Annotated in this window: 23 protein-coding genes; 12 read left to right on the top strand and 11 right to left on the bottom strand. The window is 33.2% G+C overall.

Annotated elements, in window-relative coordinates; all coding sequences use genetic code 11:
* Nucleotides 1-5: 5 nt before the first annotated feature.
* The gene (locus LNP81_RS03165) at nucleotides 6-497 is read left to right on the top strand and encodes a DUF4296 domain-containing protein (RefSeq protein WP_230033374.1); all 492 of its coding nucleotides are present in this window, start codon (nucleotides 6-8) and stop codon (nucleotides 495-497) included.
* Here the strand turns inward: LNP81_RS03165 and LNP81_RS03160 are convergent.
* A complete protein-coding gene (locus LNP81_RS03160) occupies nucleotides 492-1,493 on the bottom strand; it encodes an NAD-dependent epimerase/dehydratase family protein (protein WP_230033372.1) in 1,002 nt (333 codons plus the stop codon). The genes LNP81_RS03165 and LNP81_RS03160 overlap by 6 nt on opposite strands.
* A gap of 457 nt (nucleotides 1,494-1,950) precedes the next feature.
* Here LNP81_RS03160 and tyrS point away from each other — a divergent pair, with 457 nt between their 5' ends.
* Genes tyrS through LNP81_RS27435 form a run of 4 tightly spaced genes read left to right on the top strand, consistent with a single transcriptional unit; the run spans nucleotide 1,951 to nucleotide 3,705 of the window.
* Complete coding sequence (gene tyrS / locus LNP81_RS03155) at nucleotides 1,951-3,246, top strand: tyrosine--tRNA ligase (protein ID WP_230033370.1); 1,296 nt, start codon at nucleotides 1,951-1,953, stop codon at nucleotides 3,244-3,246.
* 19 nt (nucleotides 3,247-3,265) lie between these two features.
* Nucleotides 3,266-3,430 (top strand): hypothetical protein, encoded by a 165-nt coding sequence (locus LNP81_RS03150; RefSeq protein WP_230033368.1) that lies wholly within the window; start codon nucleotides 3,266-3,268, stop codon nucleotides 3,428-3,430.
* A gap of 24 nt (nucleotides 3,431-3,454) precedes the next feature.
* Nucleotides 3,455-3,586: a type II toxin-antitoxin system RelE family toxin gene (locus tag LNP81_RS27325; RefSeq protein WP_255700730.1), complete on the top strand. Its 132-nt coding sequence runs from the start codon at nucleotides 3,455-3,457 to the stop codon at nucleotides 3,584-3,586.
* A 20-nt stretch (nucleotides 3,587-3,606) separates the two neighbouring features.
* Entirely contained in the window at nucleotides 3,607-3,705 is a 99-nt protein-coding gene (locus LNP81_RS27435; protein ID WP_346432753.1) for a type II toxin-antitoxin system RelE family toxin, read from the top strand.
* Here LNP81_RS27435 and LNP81_RS03145 read toward each other — a convergent pair whose 3' ends face one another.
* The 4 genes from LNP81_RS03145 to LNP81_RS03130 all read right to left on the bottom strand — a co-directional run bounded on the left by LNP81_RS03145 (nucleotide 3,706) and on the right by LNP81_RS03130 (nucleotide 9,433).
* Entirely contained in the window at nucleotides 3,706-4,686 is a 981-nt protein-coding gene (locus LNP81_RS03145) for a LuxE/PaaK family acyltransferase (protein ID WP_230033366.1), read from the bottom strand.
* 131 nt (nucleotides 4,687-4,817) lie between these two features.
* Nucleotides 4,818-5,156 carry a T9SS type A sorting domain-containing protein gene (locus tag LNP81_RS03140; protein WP_230033365.1) on the bottom strand — a complete coding sequence of 113 codons (339 nt, stop codon included), beginning with the start codon at nucleotides 5,154-5,156 and terminating at the stop codon, nucleotides 4,818-4,820.
* Between the two features lie 111 nt (nucleotides 5,157-5,267).
* Complete coding sequence (locus tag LNP81_RS03135) at nucleotides 5,268-6,485, bottom strand: hypothetical protein (protein WP_230033363.1); 1,218 nt, start codon at nucleotides 6,483-6,485, stop codon at nucleotides 5,268-5,270.
* A 134-nt stretch (nucleotides 6,486-6,619) separates the two neighbouring features.
* Nucleotides 6,620-9,433: a TonB-dependent receptor gene (locus LNP81_RS03130; RefSeq protein WP_230033361.1), complete on the bottom strand. Its 2,814-nt coding sequence runs from the start codon at nucleotides 9,431-9,433 to the stop codon at nucleotides 6,620-6,622.
* Between the two features lie 233 nt (nucleotides 9,434-9,666).
* Between LNP81_RS03130 and LNP81_RS03125 the strand changes: the two genes are divergently transcribed.
* The 3 genes from LNP81_RS03125 to LNP81_RS03115 all read left to right on the top strand — a co-directional run bounded on the left by LNP81_RS03125 (nucleotide 9,667) and on the right by LNP81_RS03115 (nucleotide 13,174).
* Nucleotides 9,667-10,350 (top strand): response regulator transcription factor, encoded by a 684-nt coding sequence (locus tag LNP81_RS03125; protein WP_041518469.1) that lies wholly within the window; start codon nucleotides 9,667-9,669, stop codon nucleotides 10,348-10,350.
* Between the two features lie 278 nt (nucleotides 10,351-10,628).
* On the top strand, nucleotides 10,629-11,708 hold the full coding sequence (locus LNP81_RS03120; protein WP_230033359.1) for a sensor histidine kinase: 1,080 nt from the start codon (nucleotides 10,629-10,631) through the stop codon (nucleotides 11,706-11,708).
* 170 nt (nucleotides 11,709-11,878) lie between these two features.
* Entirely contained in the window at nucleotides 11,879-13,174 is a 1,296-nt protein-coding gene (locus LNP81_RS03115; RefSeq protein WP_230033350.1) for a porin, read from the top strand.
* A 1-nt stretch (nucleotide 13,175) separates the two neighbouring features.
* Here LNP81_RS03115 and LNP81_RS03110 read toward each other — a convergent pair whose 3' ends face one another.
* The 4 genes from LNP81_RS03110 to LNP81_RS03095 form a co-directional block, all read right to left on the bottom strand.
* A complete protein-coding gene (locus tag LNP81_RS03110; RefSeq protein ID WP_230033348.1) occupies nucleotides 13,176-14,246 on the bottom strand; it encodes a glycosyltransferase in 1,071 nt (356 codons plus the stop codon).
* Between the two features lie 230 nt (nucleotides 14,247-14,476).
* Complete coding sequence (locus LNP81_RS03105; RefSeq protein ID WP_230033346.1) at nucleotides 14,477-15,010, bottom strand: hypothetical protein; 534 nt, start codon at nucleotides 15,008-15,010, stop codon at nucleotides 14,477-14,479.
* Nucleotides 15,011-15,073: 63 nt separating this feature from the next.
* Nucleotides 15,074-18,505: a hypothetical protein gene (locus LNP81_RS03100; protein WP_230033344.1), complete on the bottom strand. Its 3,432-nt coding sequence runs from the start codon at nucleotides 18,503-18,505 to the stop codon at nucleotides 15,074-15,076.
* A gap of 308 nt (nucleotides 18,506-18,813) precedes the next feature.
* Nucleotides 18,814-19,044: a DUF5808 domain-containing protein gene (locus tag LNP81_RS03095; protein WP_230033342.1), complete on the bottom strand. Its 231-nt coding sequence runs from the start codon at nucleotides 19,042-19,044 to the stop codon at nucleotides 18,814-18,816.
* Between the two features lie 372 nt (nucleotides 19,045-19,416).
* Here LNP81_RS03095 and LNP81_RS03090 point away from each other — a divergent pair, with 372 nt between their 5' ends.
* The 3 genes from LNP81_RS03090 to LNP81_RS03080 all read left to right on the top strand — a co-directional run bounded on the left by LNP81_RS03090 (nucleotide 19,417) and on the right by LNP81_RS03080 (nucleotide 23,149).
* Nucleotides 19,417-19,758 (top strand): helix-turn-helix domain-containing protein, encoded by a 342-nt coding sequence (locus LNP81_RS03090; protein ID WP_255700729.1) that lies wholly within the window; start codon nucleotides 19,417-19,419, stop codon nucleotides 19,756-19,758.
* 38 nt (nucleotides 19,759-19,796) lie between these two features.
* Nucleotides 19,797-20,858: a helix-turn-helix domain-containing protein gene (locus LNP81_RS03085; protein ID WP_230033338.1), complete on the top strand. Its 1,062-nt coding sequence runs from the start codon at nucleotides 19,797-19,799 to the stop codon at nucleotides 20,856-20,858.
* 113 nt (nucleotides 20,859-20,971) lie between these two features.
* Nucleotides 20,972-23,149, top strand: coding sequence for a TonB-dependent receptor domain-containing protein (locus tag LNP81_RS03080; protein WP_230033336.1), 2,178 nt, complete (start codon nucleotides 20,972-20,974; stop codon nucleotides 23,147-23,149).
* A 413-nt stretch (nucleotides 23,150-23,562) separates the two neighbouring features.
* On the opposite strand, the gene LNP81_RS03075 is transcribed toward LNP81_RS03080, so the two are convergent.
* A complete protein-coding gene (locus LNP81_RS03075) occupies nucleotides 23,563-24,825 on the bottom strand; it encodes an aspartate kinase (RefSeq protein ID WP_230033334.1) in 1,263 nt (420 codons plus the stop codon).
* A gap of 70 nt (nucleotides 24,826-24,895) precedes the next feature.
* Entirely contained in the window at nucleotides 24,896-25,384 is a 489-nt protein-coding gene (locus LNP81_RS03070) for a GNAT family N-acetyltransferase (protein ID WP_230033332.1), read from the bottom strand.
* 263 nt (nucleotides 25,385-25,647) lie between these two features.
* Here LNP81_RS03070 and fbp point away from each other — a divergent pair, with 263 nt between their 5' ends.
* Entirely contained in the window at nucleotides 25,648-26,655 is a 1,008-nt protein-coding gene (fbp, locus tag LNP81_RS03065) for a class 1 fructose-bisphosphatase (protein ID WP_230033330.1), read from the top strand.
* Nucleotides 26,656-26,737: the final 82 nt, after the last annotated feature.

Below are 26,737 nucleotides of genomic sequence, written 5' to 3'. Positions count from 1 at the left end.
CTGAAATGAAGAATTGTATAGTAATAATATTGGTTTTGTTTCTTTCTGTAAGTTGTAAAAAAGAGTTGGTCAAACAACCTGCAAAACTTATAGAGAGAGGAAAGATGATCGATATTATGTATGATTTATCTCTTTTGGATGCGATGAAATATCAAAATCCGCTTTCGTTAGATTCAATTGATACTGATCCAACAAAGTTTATTTTGAAAAAGTATAAAGTCGACAGTTTACAGTTTGCCCAAAGCAATATGTATTACGCAACCGATTATGAAGCATACAAGGAAATGTTTGATGAAATTGGTAAGCGATTGGCTGTAAATCAAAGAGCTACAGATTCGATTGTAAAAATCGAAGATAAAAAAGCAGCTAAAGAAAAGAAAAAGAAAGAAAAAGATTATTCTATTAAAGAAGCGATTAAGAAACCTGTAAAACAGCAAATAAATATCGATCCGATAAAACAATTAATACAATCAAGAAAAAAAAAGATAGTTTTATAACCTCGAAATATCTTTTATGTATTGATGTACATCTAAAAAAACCGTTCCCAGAGCGGTTTTTATTTTTTCATTCGAGTACAAGTTCTTAGAATAAGAAGCTTTTGCAGTTGCTTTTGTGAGACGCCTCTTTTGAAAAAACAAAGTAGAGAATGTCAAATCTGCCATCCAAAGAAAATTCATTAATAACGGTTTAGCATGAGTTTTGGGTCTTTTTACTTTTAAAGTATCAGCAATTGTGTTTAGAATATCCTGAAAAACAATATTGTCAGCAATTAAAGGAAAACGCTCGTTTTTGATGCCGCTTTTCATTAATTCATGTGCAATTCGAACCACATCGTCTACGGCAATAAAACCGGTACTTCCAAGAGTATAGAACGAAAGTCCGTTGGCTACTTTTCGGTACAATTCGACACTTCCTTCATCGAAAATTTTTGTTGCTGCAATTGGTCCTAAAATTACACCCGGATTTATAATAATAATATCTAAACCTTCCTGAAGTGCACGCCAAACTTCCATTTCGGCACCATATTTAGAAATCGCATAATCGCTGTGGGGTTTCTCAGGATTCCAGTCGGTTTCTTCGGTAATATAAGTTTCGTGTGGTGCTATATCTCCTAAAGCGGCTATAGAGCTTACGTAGCAAAATTTCTTTATTCCTTTGGCAATAGAAAAATTAACCATATTGGCTGTTCCTTCTATATTAGTTTTTCTTAAAGCATCTTCATCTTTAGGATCAAAAGAAATTAGAGCCGCACAATGATAAACGTAGTCAATATCGATAAAAGCAGTTTCTAGTGAAGGAACATCAAGAATATCGGCTTCAAGCCAATTGATCTTTTCGAATAAACCTCCTTTTTTATATAGTTTAAAAACTGATTTTGTTTTTTGAATGTTGTTTTGGTTTCGATAAATGGCCCTGACATTTTCTCCATTTTCAATTAAATGAAGTAATAAATGTGCACCTACTAAACCTGTTCCTCCAGTTACTAATACCATTTTGTAAAGATATTGAATGATTTAGTATTTCGAAATTATTTCTTTTAATTGATTTATAAAGTTGTATAAAATATAATTAAAAAAGAAAGAAAAGTATTACTTTTGTATTTGTTTTTAATTTGTTTGATATTAAAGTGATTGTGTTTAATTAATAAGAATTATGCAAAATGACAAAATTTGATGTAAAAAGGAGAAAGGTGGTATTGTGGTTTTTGGGAGCAGCATCTTTCATGTTGTTCTTACTTATTCAGTTATCAGATTCAGATAATGATCTGGCTAAGGTTTATTTCTTATGTTTTAGTATTCTATGCTTTTTTATTGCAATACTTTTTAATATCTCATCTTATTTTCGAAAAAAGGATTTTACTGTATAATTTGACACGATTTTAAACTGTCTCTCAATTCATTTTTGAGCTTTCAATTCACAATCGTTATATTTGCACAAATTATTTTAAAAATGAAGAATCTAGTTGAAGAATTAAAGTGGCGCGGGTTATATCATGATAGCATGCCAGGAACGGAAGAACAATTGCTTAAAGAGGTAACAACGGCATATATAGGTTTTGATCCAACGGCAGATTCGCTACATATTGGTAGCATGGTTCAGATTATTTTATTGGTTCACTTAAATAGAACCGGTCATAAAGCTATCGCCCTTGTAGGTGGCGCAACCGGAATGATTGGTGATCCATCTGGGAAATCTGACGAAAGAAATTTGCTGAACGAAGAAACTTTGGCTAAAAACGTTGCGGGAATAAAAAGTGTTTTGTCTCGTTTCTTAGACTTTAATTCAAAAGAAGAAAATGCTCCTGTTATGGTAAATAACTATGACTGGATGAAAGAATTCTCGTTTATTGATTTTGCACGTGAAGTTGGAAAACGTATCACTGTAAATTATATGATGGCGAAGGATTCAGTAAAAAAGAGATTTGCCGGAGAAGGCGAAGGAATGTCTTTTACAGAGTTTACTTATCAATTAATTCAGGGTTACGATTTTTATCATTTATATAAAAACAACAATTGCGTTCTGCAAATGGGAGGTTCTGACCAATGGGGAAATATCACTACAGGTACAGAATTAGTGCGCAGAATGGGTGGAGAAAATGCAAAAGCTTTTGCTCTTACAACTCCATTAATAACAAAAGCAGACGGATCTAAATTTGGAAAATCTGAAGGTGGAAACGTTTGGCTGGATGCTGATAAAACTTCGGTATATAAATTTTACCAATTTTGGGTAAATTCAACCGATGTTGATGCTGAAAAATATATTAAGATTTTTACTTTTTTAGATAAAGAAACGATTGATGCTTTGATCGAAGAGCATAAAACGGCTCCGCATTTAAGAGTTTTGCAAAAGAAACTAGCTGAAGAAATCACAATTTTTGTTCACTCAGAAGAAGAATTAGAAAAAGCAATTCAGGCTTCGAATATTTTGTTCGGAAATTCTACTGCAGATGATTTGAAGAAATTAGATGAAACTACTTTTTTAGAAGTTTTTGATGGAGTTCCTCAAGCTGAAATCGCAAAAGCTGATTTAGAAAACGGATTGGATATTGTTACTGTTTTAAATGAAAAAACAGGTTTCTTTAAATCAAACGGAGAAGCGAGACGTGCATTAACAGCAAACTCAATCTCAGTAAACAGAGAAAAAATAAAAGAAGATTTTGTATTGACTTCAAATGATTTAATTAATAATCAGTTTGTGTTATTGCAAAGTGGTAAGAAGAATTATTTTGTGATTAGAGTGGTTTAATTGATTAACTTTACTTGAAATGCAATTTTTAACAGACGAAAAAGGAAACAAAATAGCTGTTTTATTGCCAATTGAAAAATATAATAAAATGATTGAGCAATTCGAAGATTTGCACGATGTTAAATTATATGATGAGGCAAAAAAAGTGATGATGGATTCAGAATTTCTTTTGAAGATTATATAAAAACGAGAGAATCAAAAAGATCAAATGTATAGTATTGATTTTTCGAGAAAAGCACAAAAGAAAATTGATGAATTATCTGATACAATTGCAAATCCTATATTGTCAGCAATTGGAAGTTTATCTGAAAATCCAAGACAAAAGGTTATAAAAAATTAAAAGGAAGACCAGGTTATAGAATTAGAGTTGGTGATTATAGGGTTATCTATGAAATATTCGATGAAGTACTTTTGATAGATGTTATTGATTTAGGACATCGAAAAGATATTTACGAATAACTACAACACCATCAAATTACAACCACGAATATCCGAATTATCAAAACGTCCCAATACCTCGAAAGAGTTGTTGGGATTTTTTTTGCCCAAATCCTGCGTAGCTATAAAAGAGCAAGAGTTAATATTGGCCAAATCAATAACGTTTATTCCGCCGGTTTTTCCATCTTTCACGTAAGTGAGAGCATCTTCGGGATCACGAACTAAAATGTGCATCCATGACGGACATTCGAATACGCCTTCGCCTAGAGAATACGCTTGTCCTAAAAGTTCGGTCATGCCATATTCTGAGTGAATTGCCGTAACGCCAAAACCTTTGCAAAGAATCTCGTGCAATTCTTCGCGAATCATTTCTTTACGTTTACCTTTCATTCCTCCGGTTTCCATAATTATGGTGTTTTGAAGGTTGAATTGATGTTTTTCAATCAAATCCAATAAGGCATAAGTAACACCAATTAAAATAACATTTTGACCGGATTCGTCAAGAGCGGTGAGTTTTTTAATTAAGTCATCGTGGTTGTGTAAATAAAACCCGCTTTCAGGCTGATTGGATAACTTTATAAGATCTTCGATCATGTAAATTAACGAAGAGCCGTCGCGTTCGAGATAAGACGGTAAAAGGGCTAAAACAACATAGTCTTCGATATTGCCGTAAAACTGCGAAAATCCATTGCGGTAACTTTCCTCATATAGGGAAACATCGGTCACTATATGTCGGCTTGTAATCATTCCGGTTGTTCCGCTACTGGTAAAAGTAACCTGAGCCGGATCGGTAGTAGAAACTACATTATGACTTTTGAAAAACTGAATAGGTAAAAATGGAATTTGTTCCAAAGATTTTACCTGTTGTGGATTGACTTTTAGGAAATCGCAGAAATCACGATATACGACGTTATTCTCATGTTGAAAACGAAACACTTTTAAAGCTATCTTTTCAAATTGTTTCTGACTCGAAATCGTAAATATATCGTTGGCTGTAATCAAAACTTTTTTTGTGCAAAGATATTGTTTTTAGTTTTTAGTCGCGGTTTTCAGTTGCAGTTTTTGGTGTGTTGTGAAACTGTGACTGTGACTGAAAACTAAAAAAGCTCCTGAAAAGGAGCTTTTTTTATAACTTATCGAATAATGAGCTTTCTTGTTGCAGAAGCATTTTCTTCGCTTATTTTAATGATGTAAACACCGGGAACCAGCTCTGATACATTTAATTCTTTTGAACTTAAATGTGTCTGAAGTACTTTTTTGCCCAAAACATCAAAAATTATAATTTCTTTTTCTAAATCGTTTTTAGACGAGATATATACTTTTCCGTTACTAACGGGATTAGGGTACAAGCTTAAACCCTCAATGGTGCTTGCGCTTTGAGGTTTTGGTAATTGCTTACTATCTTGTGCCGAGACACTTATAGTAAAGAAAAAAGCCAATAAGAATGTAATATAAAAGTAGTTTTTTGCCATCGCATTTTTTTGATTACCGTAAATATACAAAAAAAATTACAAAAAGCACGCCAAAAAAAAACATCCTAAAAATTTAGGATGTTTTTAACAATTTATATGATTACTAATAACTTATAGTTTTGCTAATAAGTTTACACCATCAACTGTAGCCCATGCACCACCAGTTAAAACAGCTCCGGTAGCAGTAGTACTAACTGTCCAGTTTGTTGCAGGAACAAAACTAGCTGCAGTTACTGTGAATGAAGCAGGTACTCCTGAGATGAAAGTAAGAGGAGAGTTAGTGATTTTCACGTTAGTTAATTTGATTTTTCCTCCAGCAACTTGGTGATCATAAGTAGCTTTATCTTGTATTTGAATCACACCACCATTGTAAGCAATTGGAGTAGTTTGGCTAATATAACCATCAATTACGATGTTGCTGTAGTCACCATTTCCTTCTTTTTTAAATTGAATAGCATCCAATTGAATTTCTTTTTGATCTTCTGTAGTTGTACCAGCAGCTCTTCTAAGAGTGATACCAGTAACTTTTGGCCAGAATGCATTGTCAACACTTTTAGATTCTACTTCTATACCGTAGTTAGCAACACCTGTTTGGTATGCATACCAGTTTGAGTTTTCTTGACCTCTCCATCCGTCTTGCCAGTCAAAAGAGTCATCAGTATTACCGTAAGAGATTGAGTTTGTTAAGCTTGCTGTTCCTCCGTAAAATTCAAAACCGTCATCATTACCTTTGTAAGCAACCAAGTGATCTAATACAGTTCCTGATCCAACAGAGTAGAATGAGAATCCGTTATTTTCTTTACTGTTAGTTGTAATTACTTGTCCAGCATATTCAACTCTTACATATTTCAATGAACCACCATTGTGTGCTGCATTTGAACCTCCGTATATTAAGTTTAAACCATCTTCTGAAACTGCTGTTTGTGGAGCAGGAGCAGTTGCTGAGTTTACAATTGGAGCATCTCCGTACATAATGATACCAGCCCAAGAACCACCTACTTTTGATTTTTCAGTGAAAACGATTGGAGCATCAGCCGTACCGTTAGCGATTAGTTTTCCTCCTTTTAATATAATAAGACCATTTTCTCCTGTAGATTTGTCAGCAGTAATTGTAGAGCCAGCTTCGAAAGTAAGAGTTACACCTTCGCTAACTTTAATCATCCCTTTTAATGTATAGTTACCGTATGCGTAAGTTTTATTTGCTGTAATGTTTGCAGAGATTTCTCCTGTTACTGGTTGTTTTACCGGTGTATCGTTATTGTCGTCACTTGATGAGCATCCTGTAAAGATACTTCCTAAAACTGCTAAGCAGAATACTAATTTTTTCATAAGTTTTGTGTTTGTTTTATTTATTTCAATCTTCAACAAATTTAATCCGAGTCTCTTCTAATCTATTTAAGAGAATGTTATGAAATCAACACCTGCTCTTTAAGTTTGTGTTTGGTAATTGTTAAGTGTTTTTTTTAGAATGTGTAAGATATGTTCATAGAGAAACCAACTCCTTTTTTATATTCTCTTACTGTTAGATCGGTTTCAGTTATTTCGATTCTGCTCTTGTCGCCCATTTGTATTTTATAAGCCGGGTTTAATATGTTGTCTATAGAAAGTTTAACATCAAATTTGTCTGAAATTTTGTTTTGCCAGATAAAATCAAGTTTACCAAACGGCATTTCATAATAATTATCTAATCCATTTGTACCTACCGCATAGATTCTTTTACTGTAAAGATTATATACCATAGTCATAGAGCTTTTCCATTTTTCACTAAATTCAGAATCATATCTAAGATCAGCATTCATTATCCAAGGAGATGCACCTTGTAGTTTTCGGGATGGGTTATTATCAACTGCAATAGTTTCAGGATTGTTAACTCCATTTTCAAAAGTTTTTTCGATAGTTACTTTCGTATCCATTAATGAGGCATTTGCACCTACAGAGAAATTAGATAATGATTTTGAAATTCTTTCTAATTGAAATAAGAATTCGAATTCAGCACCATATAATAAAGCTTTATTAGAATTACCATATGTTATAATTTGTCCACCACTTCCTGCTGAGTTTGTAAATAATCTTTCGATAGGATTATCTATCATTTTGGTGAAAATTGTAGCAGAAATTAATTCCTTACTTGTCGGGAACAATTCGTATTTCAAATCAAAATTATAATTAGCGCTATTAGTCAAAAATTCATTACCTCTTTCTATAGTACCATCCGGATTTACAAACTCCAGAGGATAAGACTCCATAATTACAGGTCTTGTAATTGTTTTTGAAGCTGCAAATCTTAAATTTGATTTCTCATTTATAATATATTTTGTGTTTAAAGACGGCAAAATATCTGTTTTATCAGTAGTTATAATCTGATATGGATCTTCAAAACTTCCTGTTGATTTGTATTTAGTCTCTCTATGAGTCTGTTCAACTCTTGCACCTACATTCAATTCAAATTTTTCAGAAAATTTTAAGGCTAAATCTAAGTATCCAGCATTAATAAACTCTTCCAGCATTGCTTTGTAAGTTGAGTTTGTTCCTTCTCTATAAGTGAAATTGTCGTTTAAAATTTCGTTTTTTAAAGTAGCATCAGGAGTATTAGTTGGGAAAGTAGCACTATTTGAGTTTAAATTTTGTGATACCAAAAATCTAAATTCAGATCCCATTTTGTTCATATAACCGCTATATCCCGCTGTAAGTTTGTGCGATTTGCTTAAATCTTCATTTCCAAATTTCCAATTGTATTCTAATAAACCAGAGATATGTTGGTCACCTTTAAAATCAAGATATTGTCTCGTTAAACTATTACCTGTATAAGATATTGCAGTTGTATTGTCATCAATTCTAATACCCTTGAAAGATTTTCTGTCTGGAAGTTTGTACTGTGTTGTAGAGTATGAAATACCGGATTTTACAGTGTGTCTTTCATCTTCGGTTATTTTATAATTACCAAACAATTGTGTATTAAAAAAAGTAGATTCTTGCAATTGGTTCATTCTGATAAAACCATTTGTTTGGGCTGCATTAGAATTTGTGTAACCTAACTGATCTTGTATTAAATTCTCTGTCGATTTTAGATAGATCGTGTTTGATGTAAGAGAAAGTCTTTTTGTTTTATAAGTTAATCCCAATAATGCAGATGAATTTGTGATGAATTTATACTGTGTTGTAGTTAAATCGTTGTCATAGTTTCCTTGTGCAGTATTAAAAATTCTATCAGCTCCACTTCTAATTTGATATTTATTCTCATAGTTAAGTGATATCAAATATTGAAATACGTTTTGTTTTTTGCCTACATTGAATTTTTCTGAATGAGTAACTCCAAAACTTGTATTTAAAGGAGCTACATCACTTTTAACGTCAAAACCTGAACCAAATCCGTTTGCAGCCTGGTCTGAAGTTAATGTTTGGTTGCTTGGAGTTTTAGTCAATGCAGATGGTAAATCTCTTTCGTTGCCAGAAAATCCGAAGAAATCAGATGTTGAAGTTGCATCTCGGGAAATAAGGAACTTTTTAAGGTTATTATTGACAGTATAACCAGCTCCAAAATTAATTTTCGTTTGACTTTTTCCAGTAGCAGTTGTTACGATATTAAAAGTAGCTCCTGCAAAATCACCGTATAAATTAGGATTGAAAGTTTTGTATGTTTCTAAAACACTTACAATATCCGTTGGAAAAATATCTAAAGGAATGATTTTTTTAAAAGGATTGTTTGATGGAACAGCCAAATCATTAAGTAAAAGACTATTGTAACGATCTTCCAGACCTCTTACAAATAAACCTCTTCCGTCTACTTTGGTGATTCCGGTTATTTTAGTCAAACCTTCCTCGACGTCGCTAACTCCTTTTCGGGACATTTCCTGTGCACCAATACTTTGTTTAATGACAACAGCATTTTTTTGTTCCAGTAATAAGGCTGTTTCTTTTTCTTTGCTTGCAGTAGATTTTACAACAACATCTTTTAGAGTATAACCTCCAGATGATAGCACCTGATTTACAGTAATAGTTTCATTTGCTTTAACAATTACGGGTTGTTCTACAGATTCATATCCAACGAAACTAAAAATAAGAATATAATTTCCCGGATTTACACTTAACGAATATTTTCCGTCAATGTCAGTGTTCGCGCTTGTGTTAGTCCCTTTTACTAAAACATTTGCGAAAGGTAAAGGTTGATTGTTGGTTTCTTTGTCGGTTAATACACCAGAAATCGTACCTTTGTTTTGAGCGACCGAAATCGTACAAATAAATAATGTGATTAATAGAAATTTTAAATTGAATTTCATTTTTGTGTTGTGTTTGATTTATTTTTGTGCAAAGAAAGAAACGCTGTGTAAAGTTCATGTTAGGCACTTGTTATGTTTTTGTGTCTTGTAGATTATCAAATTGTTACCAGATTAAATTACCGTTAACCGCAATTTTTAACGGTTATTTTGTTAGTATATTTACGCTGTGAAATAAAAAACATCGAATGTATAATGAAGAAAATTTGATGTAAAAATCTCAATTTTTGCTATTTATGAAAAAAACACAAACCAAGATTTTATTAGTTGACGATGAACCAGATATCTTAGAAATCGTTGGCTATAACCTTGCTCAGGAAGGCTACCAGATTGTTACCGCTTCAAATGGAAAAGAAGCGATAGCAAAGGCTCAGAAAGAATTGCCGGACCTAATTATTATGGATGTAATGATGGCCGAAATGGATGGAATGGAAGCTTGCGAACACATCAGAAAAATCCCGGAATTAAATAATGTTATCATAACATTCTTGACTGCCAGAAGCGAAGATTACTCACAAGTTGCTGGTTTTGATGCAGGTGCAGATGACTATATCACCAAACCAATAAAACCAAAATTATTGGTAAGCAAAGTAAAGGCTTTGTTAAGAAGGTTAAAAGAACAAGAAGTTGTTAGCGATACCTTAAATGTTGGCGGAATCGAGATAAACCGTGAGGAATATAAGATCATAAAAGGCAATGTAGAAATTGCTTTACCAAGAAAAGAGTTCGAATTATTTTATTTATTGGCTTCAAAACCAGGGAAAGTTTTTAAAAGAGACGAAATCCTGGATAAAGTTTGGGGTAATGAAGTTGTAGTGGGAGGAAGAACAATCGATGTTCACATCAGAAAACTGCGCGAAAAAATAGGAGAAGACCTTTTTAAAACCATAAAAGGTGTTGGTTATAAATTTGAAGTTTAATTTTTTAAGATGCTAAGTTACTAAGGAACTAAGGTTCTAAGTGATTTTGCTGAAGATTTAAACTGATTAGAATTGCATAAAATGAACCAAATATAAGTTCATTTAAAATATAGTATACATACTTTTAGAATCGAAGTTTATCTTTGTCAAAGTTTTGAACTTTGACAAAGATTTCTTTTTTTAAGTTCTTAATGTAATAATACAATTGCGCTTTACTTTAAATGAACTTATATAACTTATATGGTAAAAATATAATCTCTTAACGATTAATAATATCAATGAAAATTAATTTTAAAAAAACATACAAATTTGCTGTAAAATCAGCGTTATATATCAGTCTTTTCGGGACAGGATTTGTGCTGATTCTGATGAATTTATTTTATAAAAATCAGCTGAAACATCAGGTTGCATTTGGGATAATCTTTATTATTTCGATTTATATTTTCTCCTTTCTGGTATTACAATATCGTGTAGAACGTTTTATTTACAGGCGAGTAAAGAAAATCTACGATGAGGTTTCTTTATTAGAATCTACAACACTTATCAATCAGCCTATTACTACAGATATGGAAACGCTTTCGCGTGAAGTGAAAAAGTTTGCTACCGATAAAAAGCTGGAAATCGAAATGCTCGAAATTCGAGAACAATACCGAAGAGAGTTTTTAGGAAACGTTTCGCACGAACTTAAAACACCTTTGTTTACTGTTCAGGGTTATGTTTCAACCTTGTTGGATGGTGCGATGGATGATAAAACCATTAGGAAAAAATATTTAAAACGTGCCGAAAAAGGAGTGGAGCGCCTTATATATATAGTAGAAGATTTGGACATGATTACCAAATTGGAATCAGGAGATCTTGATTTGAATATGACTGATTTTAATATCGTCGAACTGATTCAGAATGTTTTTGATTTGTTGGAAATGAAAGCCGACAAAAAGAAAATTAAACTTGCTTTTGAAAGTAAAAATGTGCAGTCGGTTATTATTCGCGGAGATCAGGACAGAATTCAGCAAGTTTTAGAGAACCTGATCGTCAATTCTATTAAGTATGGTAAAGATGGCGGTTTAACCGAAGTTGGTGTTGTAAACCTAACCAAGAAAAAAGTTTTAATCAGAATTAGTGATAACGGAGAAGGAGTTGAAAAACAAAATATCCCAAGACTTTTTGAACGTTTTTACAGAGTTGATAAAAGCGGAACCCGTTCAGAAGGTGGTTCTGGTCTGGGATTAGCGATTGTAAAACATATAATCGAAGCGCATAAAGAGAAAGTATATGTAGAAAGCGAATTCGGAATTGGATCTGAATTCTCTTTTACACTAGAAAAAGCGCATAAAACCATAAAAGCAGAAGTTAAATAATTGTAAGCTGATTGAAGCGAACTGCTGTAAAACATGGCGTTTTAACAATTAATCAAACTACGGAAAAACTTCGTAACATTAAATTTTTATTATAGTAACATCCTGTTAATGATTTCTTAACATTGATGCCACATCTTTGTACCCTGAAACTAAGGGATATTAGAGAAAGAATGATAAAAAGAAAATTGGTTGCCGTTTTATTGCTGTTAAATTTTGCAGCAAATGCTCAGGATTTAAATAAACAGGATGTAAAAAACGAAGTAATGCGTATTTTAGATTCTATCAACAAAGCAAAACTTCCAGATACTAAATCTGGCGGAGGAGTCGAAGAACACTGGTATGACAGAATCTCCTTAAGAGGTTATGCACAAATACGCTACAATGGTCTTTTCTCTACAAATGATAAAGTTTCCTGCGATCAGTGCGATAAATCCTGGGGAACAACCTCTACAGATCCGGATGCAAAAGCAAACAACGGATTGTTTATTCGTCGCGCACGCTTAGTCTTTTCAGGACAAGTACATCCTAATGTGTTTTTCTATTTTCAGCCTGATTTTGCCAGTTCGCCAAGTACAGGAATCCAGAATTTTGTCCAGATTCGTGATTTGTATTTCGATCTTTCTTTTGATAAGAAAAAGGAATATAGAGTTCGTGTGGGACAAAGTAAGATTCCGTATGGCTTCGAAAACATGCAGTCAAGTTCTGTACGCTTAGCGTTAGACCGTAATGATGCGATGAATAGCGCGATATTAAACGAACGTGATTTAGGAATATTCTTTTATTGGGCTCCGGCCGAAATCAGAGAGCGTTTTGCCATGTTGGTAAAAGACGGTTTTAAAGGTTCAGGCGATTATGGTGTTTTTGCCTTTGGAGTCTACAACGGACAAATTGCGAATAAACTTGATGGTAACAGAGATCTTAATGTTGTCGCAAGAGCAACATATCCTTTTGTAATAGGTAGCCAGATTATCGAACCCGGAATTCAGGCTTATACAGGAAAATGGGCTTTTACCGGCGAAATTTCACCGGGAGTAAAAGTAAATGATCCGCAATATGTAAAGGATCAAAGGGTAGGAGCGACTTTCGTTTTATATCCTAGACCTTTCGGAATCCAGACAGAATATAATATTGGTACAGGACCGCGATACAATACGGTAACCAATACTGTTGACGAAACAGACTTAAACGGAGGTTATGTTTTACTGAATTATAAATTAGATATCAAAAAGCAACACATATATCCTTTTGCCAAATTTCAATATTATGACGGAGGAAAGAAATACGAAAAAGACGCCAGAAGTTATGTGGTTAGAGATTATGAAATTGGTATAGAATGGCAGCCAATTAAAGCTTTTGAGTTTACAGCAGAATATGTCATTGCCGACAGAACTTTTGAAGACAGCGTGCTTCCTATCAACCGTCAGCAAGGAAATTTATTACGCTTGCAAGCGCAGTTTAATTTCTAAACTAATCTTCGAAAACGGTAAACAAAGAATCCCAGTCGATATCTTCGTTGAACTGAGTTAAACCTTTAAACGACTTTACTTTTGAAAGATCTTCAATGGTAAAGTCGTTTTGCAATGCATACGGTACCAGATTTTCTTCCTGAAGTTTTATCGCCAAATATTCCTGCTCATATTGCCCCGGAGTGGGAATAAAAAAAGCTTTCTTGCCCAATTTTGCCAAATCCATTACGGTAGTGTAACCCGAACGGCATAAAACAAAATCACTTTCGTTAAAAGTTTGTTCCAGTTGTTTTGAGTTCATGAAATTGTAATACGTTACATTTCCCGCCTGCCATTTGGTTTGGGTTTTATCAATGATACCTTGTACAAAAACAACTTTACCCTGGTAATTCGCTACTTCTTTTTGTAATTTTTCGTCCAGATAAGTGCGCTGAGGTTCAGGTCCGGACAAAATCACCATCAAATCATACAATTTTGGCGTTTCCTTTTTACGCATTCGGCTCAAAGGACCAATGTATTTTAAATTAAGATGATTGGTTTTAAGATGACCTAAATCACCCGTTAAGTTCACCTTTTCATTAGTATCGGGAACCCAGCATTCGTTGTATTTTTTTATAATGTATTGATGGCATTTACTGGTAAACCAAGTAGTGTTTCCCGTCATGACATTCAATTGATGTGTCATAAACACAGATGGAATTTTTTTACTGAAAACTCCCAATCTATTATCCGAAATAATACCGTCAATCCCGTGTTTTTTAATCCAGCGATTGACCATTTTTTTCTCGTCTAAAATTGCAACGATCATTTTAGGCAGGCTTTTAATCAGTTTCCATTTAAAGTTTTTACCATTTTTAGCATATTCAATATGGTAAGAAGGCAACTCAAGTGTTTGAATGTACGGGAATTCTTTGCGTAATAACGCCAATGCAATCCCATCAGAAGCAATAATTGGGATGAAATTTTTTTCCTGAAGCGCTTTTATAATAGGGATACATCTTGTGGCATGGCCTAATCCCCAGTTTAATGGAGCAACTAAAATTGTTTTGTTCGCAGAATAGTCAATGCTCATAGTTTAACGCTTTTTAAAAACGAAGATAAAGAAATAAGCTTTTTATGATATTTCGTACATATTACTAAATTATTAACTCTGATTTAAGCTTCTAAGTTTCTAAGGCGCTAAGATGCTAAGTTTTTTGCCTGTTAAATAATAAAAAACCGAACTATAGTTCGGTTTTTTATTAATCTTAGCGCCTTAGAAACTTAGTACCTTAGTGTCTTAGCACCTTAGAACCTTTTTTCCTAATCCTGAATATACGTTTTGTTTCCGTTTTTATTAATGTAGTATTTACCGCCTTTTGGTCCCGTATATACTTTTTTTCCGTTGTATTCTCCGGTAACTTTATCCGCTACCTTAGGAGCTTTTTCGGTAGTTTCTTTTAATGTTTTAGTAGCTGTTTTTTTAGTAGCCGTGGCGTCTTTTTTAGCTACAGTTGCTTTAGCATCAGCTTTTTTGGCATCAGCTTTAGCACCATCTGCTGCTGCAGTTGCTTTTTTAGAAGCTTTAGTGGCATCGCTTTTTGCTTTAGCAGCTTCTTTATCTGCCGCTTTTTTAGTTGCTGCTGTGCTTGCTGCAGAAGCATCGGTTGCATCTTTGGCTGCTTTTTTAGATTTTGCAGCTTCTTTTTTTGCATCGGCTTTTGCTTTGTCAGCATCAGATTTAGCTTTTTTAGTAGTAGCTTCAGTTTTACTTTTAGCAGCTTTTGTGGCAGTTTCCTGGGCGTAGAAATTGGTAGATAAAACCACCATTAAGCAAAGTAATAATAATTTTTTCATAGGGTTACGGTTTTAAATTTCAATTAAAATTAATCAATTTATGAATACGTTTTTCGTAAAGTGTTAAAAATAAGCGCGAAGCTGTATGTTGCCTGTATGAACAACAGATCCCGTCTCACTTTTTCGACCCTGATAATTTAAATTTACATCCAGAAATTGTGTTATATTCTTTTGTAATAGCAATTTCCAGACTAAATTTTGACCTTCCTGAAGTCCTTCCAGCATTTGAAATCCTACAGATGAAAATTCGTTTCCGTTGAATTTATTTTGGTAAAAAGAAAATTCTCCGTTTAAGGTTACTTTTTTCTCTCCGGCAAACGAAAACGAAGTCCCGATTCTGTTTTGAACTAAAGTTTCAAAATCTCCAATTTGATTTTCTTTGTTCTGAAACTCATAAAAGAAATCTAAACTGGTATTTTTAGAAAACAAATAACTGATTTTTGGCGCTACCTGATAGCCTTTTAAATCATAGTTTTTTTCGACAAAATCTTTTGAAACTAAGTTGGTGCTAATTGTTTTGGTAAAGAAATTAAACAACCAGCTTTTTTGGTACAAATGTGTGTATTGTAATTGGTTCGAACTGTTTCTAACATTTTGAGATCCTATCGAAAGTAAATTTTTACCTTTATTAATAAGATAAGTGTAGGTAACAGAATGTTTTTGTTTTCCGCGATTATAATATAAACTGTTTCTAAAACTTGAATTTAATCCCAGAATATTTTCTTCTGATGAATCAAACGGATTGAGTTCTAAACGTTCGCCCTGGCTTTTTACCTTTCGATCCATAATAAACGAAGTCTGATTGTAAAAATAAGAAGCAACTTTCTTGAAACCTGTTTCGTTTTGCCATTGCAACGGATTCAAAGCAACAGATTGAGAAAATTTGTTTTGATTGGTTTTAATGTAAACCTGATTGGGCAAAAAGATTCGGACAAATCTGGCCTGATCGGGGAATGCGGCAATTTCAAACTCTTCCAATTCCTGAATTCCATTACCATTATAATCATTCCAGGTATAAACACCTTGTCCTGTAGGAACTTCTACATAAGTAAATTCTTGTTGTGCAATCGTTCCGGAACTGGTTTCGTAAGTCGACCCTATTTGCATGAATTGGTTAAAGAATCGATCATTATATAGTATTCTCGAATTTAGGGAAGGTTCGTTTTTTTGGGATGAATTAATGAAATCTAAGTTACGATAACTTGCATAAACCGCTAAATCGGTTGTTTTATTCTGGATCAATTTTGACTTTAAATAATAGGTTTGCGAATTGTTTACGTGCTGTAAGAATCCGTTTTGCAAACTATCATTTCGGCGTTGCAAATAACCCAGTTCTACAAAAACTTTGGTACTGTCACCGCGACCAACAAAAGCTCCGTATTCTGTGAATCTTTGGCTTAAAGCCGAAAACTGATTGCTAACTTTATCCCGTTGCTGATTATTTTCGAGCTGCATACTGGCACCAATCCAGTTTTTGCCAAAATGATATTTGGTTCTGGTTTGATTTCGAATAAATTTTGAAGTAGAATTTGTCGCATCACTATTCATAAAACTCCCCTGATTTTCGATTGTCCAATTTTTTAATTTGAACAAAGCAGTCGTGGTATGTCTTGCTCCGGAATAACTTTCGGTGTAATCTAATTTTTCAAACTGATAAGTAAGCAAACCAATATTTGAGGTTTGTTTTTTAGCAAATAAATCAAAATTCAAACCCGTAACCAATAAACTCTGATTGCCTAAAAGCGCTTCATTCAAGTTCCAGTCCCTATTAAATTCGATATTATACAATCGCTCCACAGATCTAAAATCTTCCTGAACAAACTGATAATTGGCAAAACCGTCTAAAGTCCATTCTTTCGTAAAAAGACGTTTTTTAATATTGGTTTTAAGGGCAATTCCGCTATTGTCGCCATCATCAATTTTCGAAAATAGGTTTTTATCGTTATTACTTATGGCAATTTCAAAGTCAACCAGCGTTTTTTCGTCAGGATTGTATTTTCCTAAAAAAGTGGCAACCTGCAATTTTATCGGTGCAACCAATTGTACAATAGGCTCATAATTTCCCTGCAAAACGCCACTTACGGGAGCAACATATTGGTAAATACGCTCTACCGAATTGTTGTTCTGAATAATATAATTTCCGGTATTATTGCCCACAAGACTAAATTTTACATTATACAAAACATTGCTGGCATCATTCGAGTATTCGTAAGCTTCTACCGAATTGATAAGTATTTTTTTGTACAGGATTTTATTATCTGCATAAGAATCTTCGTAAGCAGATGGCGCTTTCATTAAATTAGGATCATCACCGGCCTGGCTTAAAATCTCGACTTGCTCAGTAGAAAGATTTTGTTGCAAAGGCTGATTTTTCATATCATTTTCAGAATAAATATAACCGCCAAAACTCCAGTTTTTGTTTTCGTGTGTTGCCCCTGCGTAAGTTACGAGTCGGTTATAATTTCTTTCAGAATATTGATATTCTACATTAATACGCATTTCTGATGTAATCGTAAAAAGCGACGTAAAAGTAATTTCACCAGCATTATAATCAATAACATAATCGTTGTTTTCGCCACGTTTTAGCAAAATTCCATTTACATAAACCCGCTCAGATCCTGAAATTACGAGAACATACAACTCACCATTTTGACCCTTTAATTTATAAGGCCCCTGATTGCCTTCCTGTCCTGTAAAAGTACTTTTGGCATATTGCCCTTTTACAAAAGCGACCGACGCAAAAATATTGGTTTTGCTTTCTTCATCTCCAAAATTAAAACTGGTCGAAAGTCCCTGTACTTTTTTATTAAAATTTAGAAATTGGGTTTTTCTGTTTTCTAAAAAAACATCTCCTGCGCGAATGTTCCAGTCGTCGCTAAAAAGTTCGATAAAAATATTGTCGAATTGATCCAGCTTTTGCGAATAACCGCCATCCTGAAGCGGAATGTTATTGTCCTGCAGCGACGCCCGAAGACTAATTTTATCGGATATTTTTCCCGTAATCTGAAGATCTAAATTAGAGTTTAAAACCGTATTCTGATTGTTTCCAACTGTAACGCCGCGTGTAATACTTCCCGAAGTTTGTAAGCCATCAAACGGAGTGACTTTTTTGGTGCTGGTATTATCAATTCGGTACAATCTCTCAGAACCAACATCATTGGTAACCACCTGATCTGATTTGTAAAGACTATATTCTTTGGTTAAGAAATCGGGATATTTTAAATAATTTACAATTAAAGTATCCAAAACTGAACCTGCATTTTCCTTCAAAATTAATGTTCCTTTTTGGAAATCAATTTTATAGAAAGTAGAATCTATGGGTTGATTTTTAGTATTTAAAATTTCGAAAAAACCAGAATTGATACTAAATTCTTCGAGATGAATTGTATCCCTGCTTACAATTACTTTTTTGGTTTTATACGATGATTCCGTTTCCTGTGCCTGAAGCCCGGAATACCAAATCAAAACCGTTAAAAACAGTAATTTTTTCAACATAAATACTTTAACTCTAAAAAATCAAAAGTAGTATTTATAATTGGGAAATGCCGGGTCTGTAATTTGGAGATTTTAGGTGTGTTTTTCGAGTTATTTTCTGGTTTTTATCTCACTGTACATCGAGACAGAAATTAATAGTGCTAATACAATTGATGTCCCGGCTTTTATCATATTGCCGGTATGACCCAGGCTATAAAAAAAGTAGGCTAAATATAGACAGCTTATAATAGCGATGCTATATTTGAATATAAAGAATTTCATGTTGTAATGAATATTAATCAGGAGACGTTACCCGGTTTTTTTTGAATTTAATTAGTGTAATGTTCCCCCAGAATAAGAAGTATGGCAATTATAATCAAGGCTATAAAAACAGAATTGGGATTGGCAAAATTAATCGTCCAGCCAAATTCTTTGATTCTTTTGGGAGGAAATAATCTGTTGTCTTTTGGGTTATAATAAAATATTCCCCAAATCCAGTTATCGGGATCATTGTTCCATTCGTTATGGTTTTCCTGATCAGGTTTATTGTTATTGCCCATGATTGTTTAGCACCTTAAATTTAATATCACTAATTAATTTTGAAAGAAATTTTTAACGATGCTTTTTTGAAAATCGGTACCCAAGCGCAATAACTATTATTAGAAGACATAAAAACAATGTTGGATTACTCATATTTTTTAAGATTTTAGTGGTTATGTTATGATTAGATTTTATCTCTGATTTTCAGATACTATCTATTTGTTTTTTTGCAGGTCTAAATTACTGCTTTGTAAGGCTTTTTATTATGTGATTATCGGGTATTTTAATACTTAATTTATAGTTGTTTTTTTATTTGAAAATAATCAAGATTTTGTGAGTATATTTTTATAAAACCGTCCTCTATTGGTTTGTAAGGAAAAATACCATAAAATATGAATATTGTTGTAGGTAAAAAACTTAAAATACTTCGAAAAAATAAAAACATGTCACAAGAAGAAGTGGCAGACAGTCTTCATATATCTCAATCAGCATATGCCAGAATGGAAAGTGGCGAAAGCAGTTCGTGGGCAAATCATATTTTAACCATTTGTAAAATTTTTGTTATAGCTCCTGAAGAATTGCTGAAAGTAGATCTCAACAATAAAGAAGTATCCTCGATTAGCAATGCAGATCAGGTATCAGATCAAATAATTGTGCAATACGAAGAGCGTATCAAAGAATTGAAAAAAATAATTAAAGATTTGAAGCAGAATAAAAAAGCATTAAAGTCCTAATTTTTTTTAGCTTTGTCAGAATATAACAAACTTAATTTATGAATACCAGTAAAGAACTCTTATTCTTTTTTAGTGCTTTGGGAGTTTTCAACGGAATTATTCTGGGAGTTTATTTCTTCTTTTTTACAAAGAAAAAATACCTGACCAATTATTTCCTGGGAGCACTTTTGTTTGCACTAAGCATACGAATTGGGAAATCTGTATTTGTATATTTTGATGATGCTTTGCCAAAAATGTATTTGCAATTTGGGCTTACAGCTTGTTTTTTTATTGGTCCCTGTTTGTATTATTTTCTTAAATCGGCAACAGAGGAAATCAATATTATGCCAAAATCCTGGAAACTCACACTTTTATTCTGGGCGATACTTATTATTACTGTTGGAATTATATTTCCATATGAATATTACCCAAAACTCTGGCGCGGTTATTTTATAAAAATCATTTATTTTCAATGGTTTGTTTATATTGTTTTTTCATGTTATACGATCAAAGGTATATGGGCGAAAATCATAAAAAGAAAACACAAAACAACTCCGGCAGAAACGTGGTTTGGAATGATTTTTCTAGGCAATTTTCTTTTGTTTCTTTTTTATTTTCTTGCTTTAATGGGGGCTCCGGCTACTACTTATATCAGCGGTGCAGTAGTTTTTTCTTTTATTTTGTACCTAATTATTTCGATTCTTTTATACCGAAAAAAAACAGACGATTTATTTCTGCTAAATAATCAAAAGTATTCAGGCAAGAAAATAGAGTTAGCCGAAGCAGCAATTTTATCCGAAAAGCTGGAAAATATAATGAACGTAAAAAGCTTGTATAAAAATCCAAATTTAAGTTTACAGGATGTATCACAAGAGATGAATATTTCGACTCATCAATTATCACAGTTTTTAAACAACAACCTGAATAAGAATTTTACCAGTTTTGTGAATGAGTTCAGGATAAATGAAGCTTGCAAAATCATCACTTCAAATGATAAACTGACGTTAGAATCTATTGGTTATGATGTAGGTTTTAATTCTAAATCGACTTTTTTTGCAGCCTTTAAAAAACATACCGGAACTACACCGTTAAACTACCAACTTCAGGCTTTACAGGCTTAAAGCTTAGTATGAATTTATAAATTCGTACTCCTGATTTCTGTTTCGATTACCTCATCCTGCAATTTAGAATAGACTTTTGTCTCAACAAAGTCAAATTTTAAATTGCCACACCTATGAGATTCCCAGTTTCTGTTTTCATTTACACCTATTGCCTTCTTTTTTATGCTTTAGCAATAAAAGCACAATCTAAGCCAACAATTCCCGAGAAAATTACAAATCAAAATAATGAGTTAACTGAAGTTGTCATCAAAAGACAAAATTCATTAGTAAAATATTCAGCCAACGGAACAATCGATGTAAATGTCGCTAATACGTTGCTATCGACAAGCAGTTCTGTAAATGAATTATTAGGCAGAGTGCCGAATGTTATTGTTGCAGAAGGGCAAATAAGCGTTCTCGGGAAAGGTGAAGCCCTTATTTACCTTAACGGAATTTTGATTAATTACGAACGTTTTGCTGCAATTCCGGTTTCACAAATTTTAAAGATTGAAGTAATCTCAAATCCTTCTTCAAAATATGATGCCGAAGGAAAAGCAGTCATTAATATTATTACCAAAAAAAATATCGAAAGCGGAATAATGGGAACTGCGAGTCAGCAAGTAACCGTTTCAGAATTTGCAGGAACGAGTACGAATACGCTTTTGGATTTTAATTATACAAAAGGAAAATTTTCCTTTATTACTAATTACGGATTGCAATTGGGCAAAGGCCGTGAATTATTGTACACAACCAGAACACGACCTAATCCGGAGGATTATATGCGATCTGAATTAACTACAGATTGGAGAAGACAGTTTAATAATTACTCTAATTTTGGGTTTGGATTGCAATACACGTTCTCTGAAAAAAATTATATCTCCTTGGCCTATAGCGGGAATATTGAAGATTTAGGCGGAATTGTAGAAAGCCGAAATTCCATCAGTAATAATGTTGGAAATAGCTTTTATGCCACGGATATTGCTAAAAATGATGTGTTGCTGAATCAGTTCATTAATCTAAATTATAATGCCATAACAGATAGTAAAGGTTCGTCGTTATTTATAGGAACGCAATACTCTAATTATAACGGAATTGTAAAAGATTTTATTGATGAAAATAGTTTGGTTGACGAACGAAATACTGAAAAGTATTTGAAGAATAATGTTGATAATACAATTGATATTATAAGTATTCAGGCAGATTATTCTAAAAAGATAAATGAAAATACAAAGCTCGAAACCGGAGCAAAATTTAGCAATGCGAAAGTACAATCAGGAACAGATTTCCTGATTTCTGATATAGAAAATGGGGAATTTGAACCTGATGATCAACTTTCGAGTGATTTTAAATACGTTGAAAAAATCAGTGCGGTTTATTTTAATTATGGAAGTTCATTAGGAAAGAAGTTTAATTTTTCTTTTGGCGCCCGAGGCGAATGGACAAGTTATAATTTGCATACTACTGCAAACGGGATTCAGGAATTCAAAAAAAGTTATGCCAACTTTTTCCCGAATGTGTTACTAAATATGGATGTTTCAGATGATTTGAAAGCGCATGTATCGTATGTTTCCAGAATAACAAGACCACGATATCAGGGTTTGAATCCGTTTGTTATTTATCAGGATCCGTTTACCACTATAGAAGGAAATCCTAATTTATTGCCCGAAAAAGTTCATGCTTTTGAAATTGGTGTGATGTACAAAAAGTTCGATTTTAGAATAGGATATTCCTATAAAATCGATCCAATTTCTGGAGCTGCTTTGCGTGGCGATACGCCTAACAGTTATATTTTGAGATCACTAAATATAGAAAAAGAACATACTTTTTTTACTTCGCTTTCAAGATCATTTACAAACAAATGGTGGAATTCAACAAATACAATTAGTATGAATTTAAGTAAATCGATCGATAATTTTTATGAATATGCTTTGGGTCCGGTCAAACCTCAAATCTATCTGTATTCGAATAATACATTTACCATTCCGAATCTTTTTAAAATACAATTATTAGCGTGGTATTTGGGCGATAAGAGTTACGGATTAAGAAGTGAAAATAGCAGGTCGACAGTTACTGTAGGAATCGAAAGAAACTTTTTTAAAGAGGCGCTAAAGCTCAATTTTACCGCAAATGATATCTTTCATGACTTTATGGTTTCCGGTAATTATGACGTAGGACAAACTGAAATCTATTATCACAGAACGTATACTACCAATTATTTTAAATTGATAGCCACTTATAGTTTTGGAAATTCAAAAAAGGCAACGTATAAAAAATCAGAAATTGAACAGAGTGAGAATAATAGGGCGAGATAGTTAAAGACTATACATTCATTAAATAGTTTTTTTTGTTAAAAAGTTTTCGGAAATTTCATTCCCCAACGCAATAAAAACAAGCTAATAAAACAAAGTAAAAGCGCCAGATACATTTTTGGATCGGCTTTGTGAAGCGCTATTTTTTCTGTAAAAGATTCATGATCCTCAAAAAACATAATCCTAAACAATATTAATATATAAAGAGGGCTTATGATATAAATGATAATAAAACGCGTAGTTCTGGTTTTCATAATAGCAAAATGCTTTTAATTCACTTTTTCAAAACTACATACTATTTATAAAATTCCTTATGCGATAAATGCATAAAATGGGTTATAAAAAAGGCTTCACAATTATGCGAAGCCTTTCTTAAATATATTTGAATTGAAATAATTAACGTAAATAAAAAAGATTTAGTTATTAATCTCTTTCGTAACAATTTGCATCGTCTCGCGGCTTACTTGTTTTAGTAAAACAGTTTTGTTTGCTTCAACAGTTTCGGCTGCATTTTCTGTAAAGTGACGAATCGTATATAAAGTCACATTCTCATTATAATCAACTTTGAATTTTTTCGAAAGAATCGCATTCAATTCATTGAAATTTTCGAATTTATCTTCTACACAAACAGAAAAACTAATCGCAGAATTCTGAATCAGATTCACTTTTATTTTGAATTCATGAAACAAAGCAAAAATCTCACTGATGTTTTCTTCCATAATAAAAGAGAAATCAATTGATGAAAGCGAGATCAAAAGCTGATTTCTTTTTACAATAAAACAAGGATATTGCGGCTCTAAATCAACACCTTTGGAAACGCAGGTTCCTTTTAATAACGGGTTGATAAACGATTTTACATACAACGGAATTTCTTTTTTCTGTAATGGCTGCAAAGTTTTTGGGTGAATAACCGTAGCACCGTAAAAAGCCAACTCGATCGCTTCACGATACGAGATTTGATTTAACAAACTTGCATTTTCAAAATAACGCGGATCCGCATTCATAACTCCCGGAACATCTTTCCAGATTGTTACACTTTCGGCGTTTAAGCAATAAGCAAAAATTCCGGCCGTATAATCAGAACCTTCACGGCCAAGAGTGGTAGTAAAGTTATTCTCATCGGCACCTAAAAATCCTTGTGTGATGTTTAATATTTTGCGTTTTACATTTTTGCTGATCAATTGTTGAGTCGTTTCCCAATCAACTTCGGCATCTCTGTAATTAGCATTCGTTTTAATAAAATTACGAACATCCAGCCATTGCGTCTGAATACCTCTGTAATTCATATAATGACTTAAGATAGTAGTCGAAATCAATTCTCCAAAACTTACCACCTGATCGTAAACAAAGTTGTAATTTGGCGATTTATTATGTGCCAGGAAATATTCTAATTCAGAAAACTGCGCTTTTACAGCCGTAAAAACTTCATGTTTTTCATCCTCAAATAAATCCAATAATATTTGATTGTGATATTTTTTTATTTCCTGTACAGATGAATTCAACTCTGTTGATTTCTCAAAATAATTTTTGATGACAACCTCAAGAGCATTTGTAGTTTTTCCCATCGCCGAAACGACCAAAATCACATCTTCATAACCTACTTTTTGTAAAACGTCATATACGTTTTTAATTCCATCGGCATCTTTAACTGATGCTCCACCAAATTTAAATACTCTCATTTTTAATTTTAGATTTCAGGTTTTAGATTTCAGATTCGGGGTTTGAGTGAAATCTGGTTTTATTTTATTTTTATAATTTTTCTAAGAACGAATTAATTCCGTTTTCATCCATTTGAACAACTCTCCATTCTTCAAGGATTTTTGCACCTGAGCTTTCGTAAAATTTTACTGCAGGAGTATTCCAGTCCAGAACATTCCATTCTACTCTTCGAACATTATCTTTTTTGCCTTGTTTCATGATTTCAGCATAAAGAGCAGATCCTAAACCTGTGCCGCGCATTTTTTCTTTTACGATTAAATCTTCAAGATGTATGGTTTTTCCTTTCCAGGTAGAGTAACGATAATAATAAAGAGCGATACCAACTATTTCTTTGTTGCTTGATTCATCTTCAATTTCTGCCACAAAAACATTAAATAGCGGTTTTTCACCAAAACCGTCACGTACTAAATCCTCTACAGTAATTACAACGGCTTCCGGTTCTTTTTCGAATATTGCCAACTCCTGTATTAATCCCAAAACCGATTCCATGTCTTCAGGATTTCCTTTTCTAATATTCATATTCTGTAATTTTATTTTAATCCTAAATATACTATTCCCTCTTTAAATTTAAAAAATTTGTTTGTACGAATTTCTTGTAAGGGCAATTCATATATTCTTATTATTAAGCGTTTATTAGCTAAAAATGTATTTTTTTATCTGATACTTCCCGCTTTTAATTAGCAAATATACAATAGTGGCAAACTAACAAAATAATTTTTGAAGCATTCTCACAAAAAAAGCGATATTTGTGACTTATAATCAAAAACTATAACGATATAGCAATGGAAGAACGCAATAAAACACTAGGAGAGTTTATTATTGAGAACCAAAAAGCATTTCAGTATTCGTCGGGGGAGCTTTCCCGAATTATCAACTCTATACGTTTGGCGGCCAAGGTCGTAAACTATAAAGTAAACAAAGCCGGATTGGTGGATATTATTGGCGCTGCAGGCGAACAAAATATTCAGGGCGAAGACCAACAAAAATTAGATGTGTATGCAAACGAAGTATTTATCCAGACGTTAATAAACCGTGAGATTGTCTGTGGTATTGCTTCAGAAGAAAACGACGATTTTATTACTGTTCAGGGGAGCGACAACAGTCATAATAATAAGTACGTGATCTTAATGGATCCGCTTGACGGATCTTCAAACATTGATGTAAATGTTTCTGTAGGGACTATTTTTTCTGTTTTTAGAAGAATTACACCTATCGGAACCCCGGTAACAAGCGAGGATTTTTTACAACCGGGAATCAATCAAGTTGCAGCAGGTTATGTAATTTATGGAACTTCGACCATGTTGGTGTACACAACTGGTCATGGCGTAAATGGTTTTACACTGAATCCGGCAATTGGTACATTTTACCTTTCACATCCTAATATGAAATTTCCACAAAACGGAAATATCTATTCAGTAAACGAAGGAAATTATGTTCATTTTCCGCAAGGAGTAAAAAACTATATTAAATATTGTCAGAGAGAAGAAGAAGACAGGCCTTATACTTCCCGATATATTGGAAGTTTAGTTTCTGATTTTCATCGAAATATGATCAAAGGCGGAATTTATCTGTATCCCACAAGTTCAAAAGCACCAAAAGGGAAGTTGCGTTTATTATACGAATGCAACCCGATGGCGTTTATTGCAGAACAAGCTGGAGGAAAAGCAACAGATGGTTTTGGTAGAATTATGGAAATCCAGCCAACAGAATTGCACCAAAGAGTTCCTTTTTTCTGCGGAAGTTATAATATGGTCGAAAAAGCGGAGCAGTTTATGGCAGAAGCTTTATAGTATTCAGTCTCAGTTTTTAGTCGCAGTCACAGTTTTCAGTCTCAGACTTGGCTACAAAAAGCAAACCCGACACGTTTATAAA

Source organism: Flavobacterium piscisymbiosum (assembly GCF_020905295.1).
In the GTDB taxonomy this organism is placed as follows: Bacteria; Bacteroidota; Bacteroidia; order Flavobacteriales; family Flavobacteriaceae; genus Flavobacterium; species Flavobacterium piscisymbiosum.
Note: the sequence above shows the minus strand (reverse complement) of the source record. Positions and strands in the feature narration are given on the sequence as shown.

Excerpts from the sequence above, each read along its gene's own strand:
- LNP81_RS03165 (WP_230033374.1), top strand. The coding sequence starts at position 6 with ATGAAGAATTGTATAGTAATAATATTGGTTTTGTTTCTTTCTGTAAGT.
- LNP81_RS03160 (WP_230033372.1), bottom strand. The coding sequence starts at position 1,493 with ATGGTATTAGTAACTGGAGGAACAGGTTTAGTAGGTGCACATTTATTA.
- tyrS (WP_230033370.1), top strand. The coding sequence starts at position 1,951 with ATGAAGAATCTAGTTGAAGAATTAAAGTGGCGCGGGTTATATCATGAT.
- LNP81_RS03150 (WP_230033368.1), top strand. The coding sequence starts at position 3,266 with ATGCAATTTTTAACAGACGAAAAAGGAAACAAAATAGCTGTTTTATTG.
- LNP81_RS27325 (WP_255700730.1), top strand. The coding sequence starts at position 3,455 with ATGTATAGTATTGATTTTTCGAGAAAAGCACAAAAGAAAATTGATGAA.
- LNP81_RS03140 (WP_230033365.1), bottom strand. The coding sequence starts at position 5,156 with ATGGCAAAAAACTACTTTTATATTACATTCTTATTGGCTTTTTTCTTT.
- LNP81_RS03135 (WP_230033363.1), bottom strand. The coding sequence starts at position 6,485 with ATGAAAAAATTAGTATTCTGCTTAGCAGTTTTAGGAAGTATCTTTACA.
- LNP81_RS03130 (WP_230033361.1), bottom strand. The coding sequence starts at position 9,433 with ATGAAATTCAATTTAAAATTTCTATTAATCACATTATTTATTTGTACG.
- LNP81_RS03125 (WP_041518469.1), top strand. The coding sequence starts at position 9,667 with ATGAAAAAAACACAAACCAAGATTTTATTAGTTGACGATGAACCAGAT.
- LNP81_RS03120 (WP_230033359.1), top strand. The coding sequence starts at position 10,629 with ATGAAAATTAATTTTAAAAAAACATACAAATTTGCTGTAAAATCAGCG.
- LNP81_RS03115 (WP_230033350.1), top strand. The coding sequence starts at position 11,879 with ATGATAAAAAGAAAATTGGTTGCCGTTTTATTGCTGTTAAATTTTGCA.
- LNP81_RS03110 (WP_230033348.1), bottom strand. The coding sequence starts at position 14,246 with ATGAGCATTGACTATTCTGCGAACAAAACAATTTTAGTTGCTCCATTA.
- LNP81_RS03105 (WP_230033346.1), bottom strand. The coding sequence starts at position 15,010 with ATGAAAAAATTATTATTACTTTGCTTAATGGTGGTTTTATCTACCAAT.
- LNP81_RS03100 (WP_230033344.1), bottom strand. The coding sequence starts at position 18,505 with ATGTTGAAAAAATTACTGTTTTTAACGGTTTTGATTTGGTATTCCGGG.
- LNP81_RS03095 (WP_230033342.1), bottom strand. The coding sequence starts at position 19,044 with ATGGGCAATAACAATAAACCTGATCAGGAAAACCATAACGAATGGAAC.
- LNP81_RS03090 (WP_255700729.1), top strand. The coding sequence starts at position 19,417 with ATGAATATTGTTGTAGGTAAAAAACTTAAAATACTTCGAAAAAATAAA.
- LNP81_RS03085 (WP_230033338.1), top strand. The coding sequence starts at position 19,797 with ATGAATACCAGTAAAGAACTCTTATTCTTTTTTAGTGCTTTGGGAGTT.
- LNP81_RS03080 (WP_230033336.1), top strand. The coding sequence starts at position 20,972 with ATGAGATTCCCAGTTTCTGTTTTCATTTACACCTATTGCCTTCTTTTT.
- LNP81_RS03075 (WP_230033334.1), bottom strand. The coding sequence starts at position 24,825 with ATGAGAGTATTTAAATTTGGTGGAGCATCAGTTAAAGATGCCGATGGA.
- LNP81_RS03070 (WP_230033332.1), bottom strand. The coding sequence starts at position 25,384 with ATGAATATTAGAAAAGGAAATCCTGAAGACATGGAATCGGTTTTGGGA.
- fbp (WP_230033330.1), top strand. The coding sequence starts at position 25,648 with ATGGAAGAACGCAATAAAACACTAGGAGAGTTTATTATTGAGAACCAA.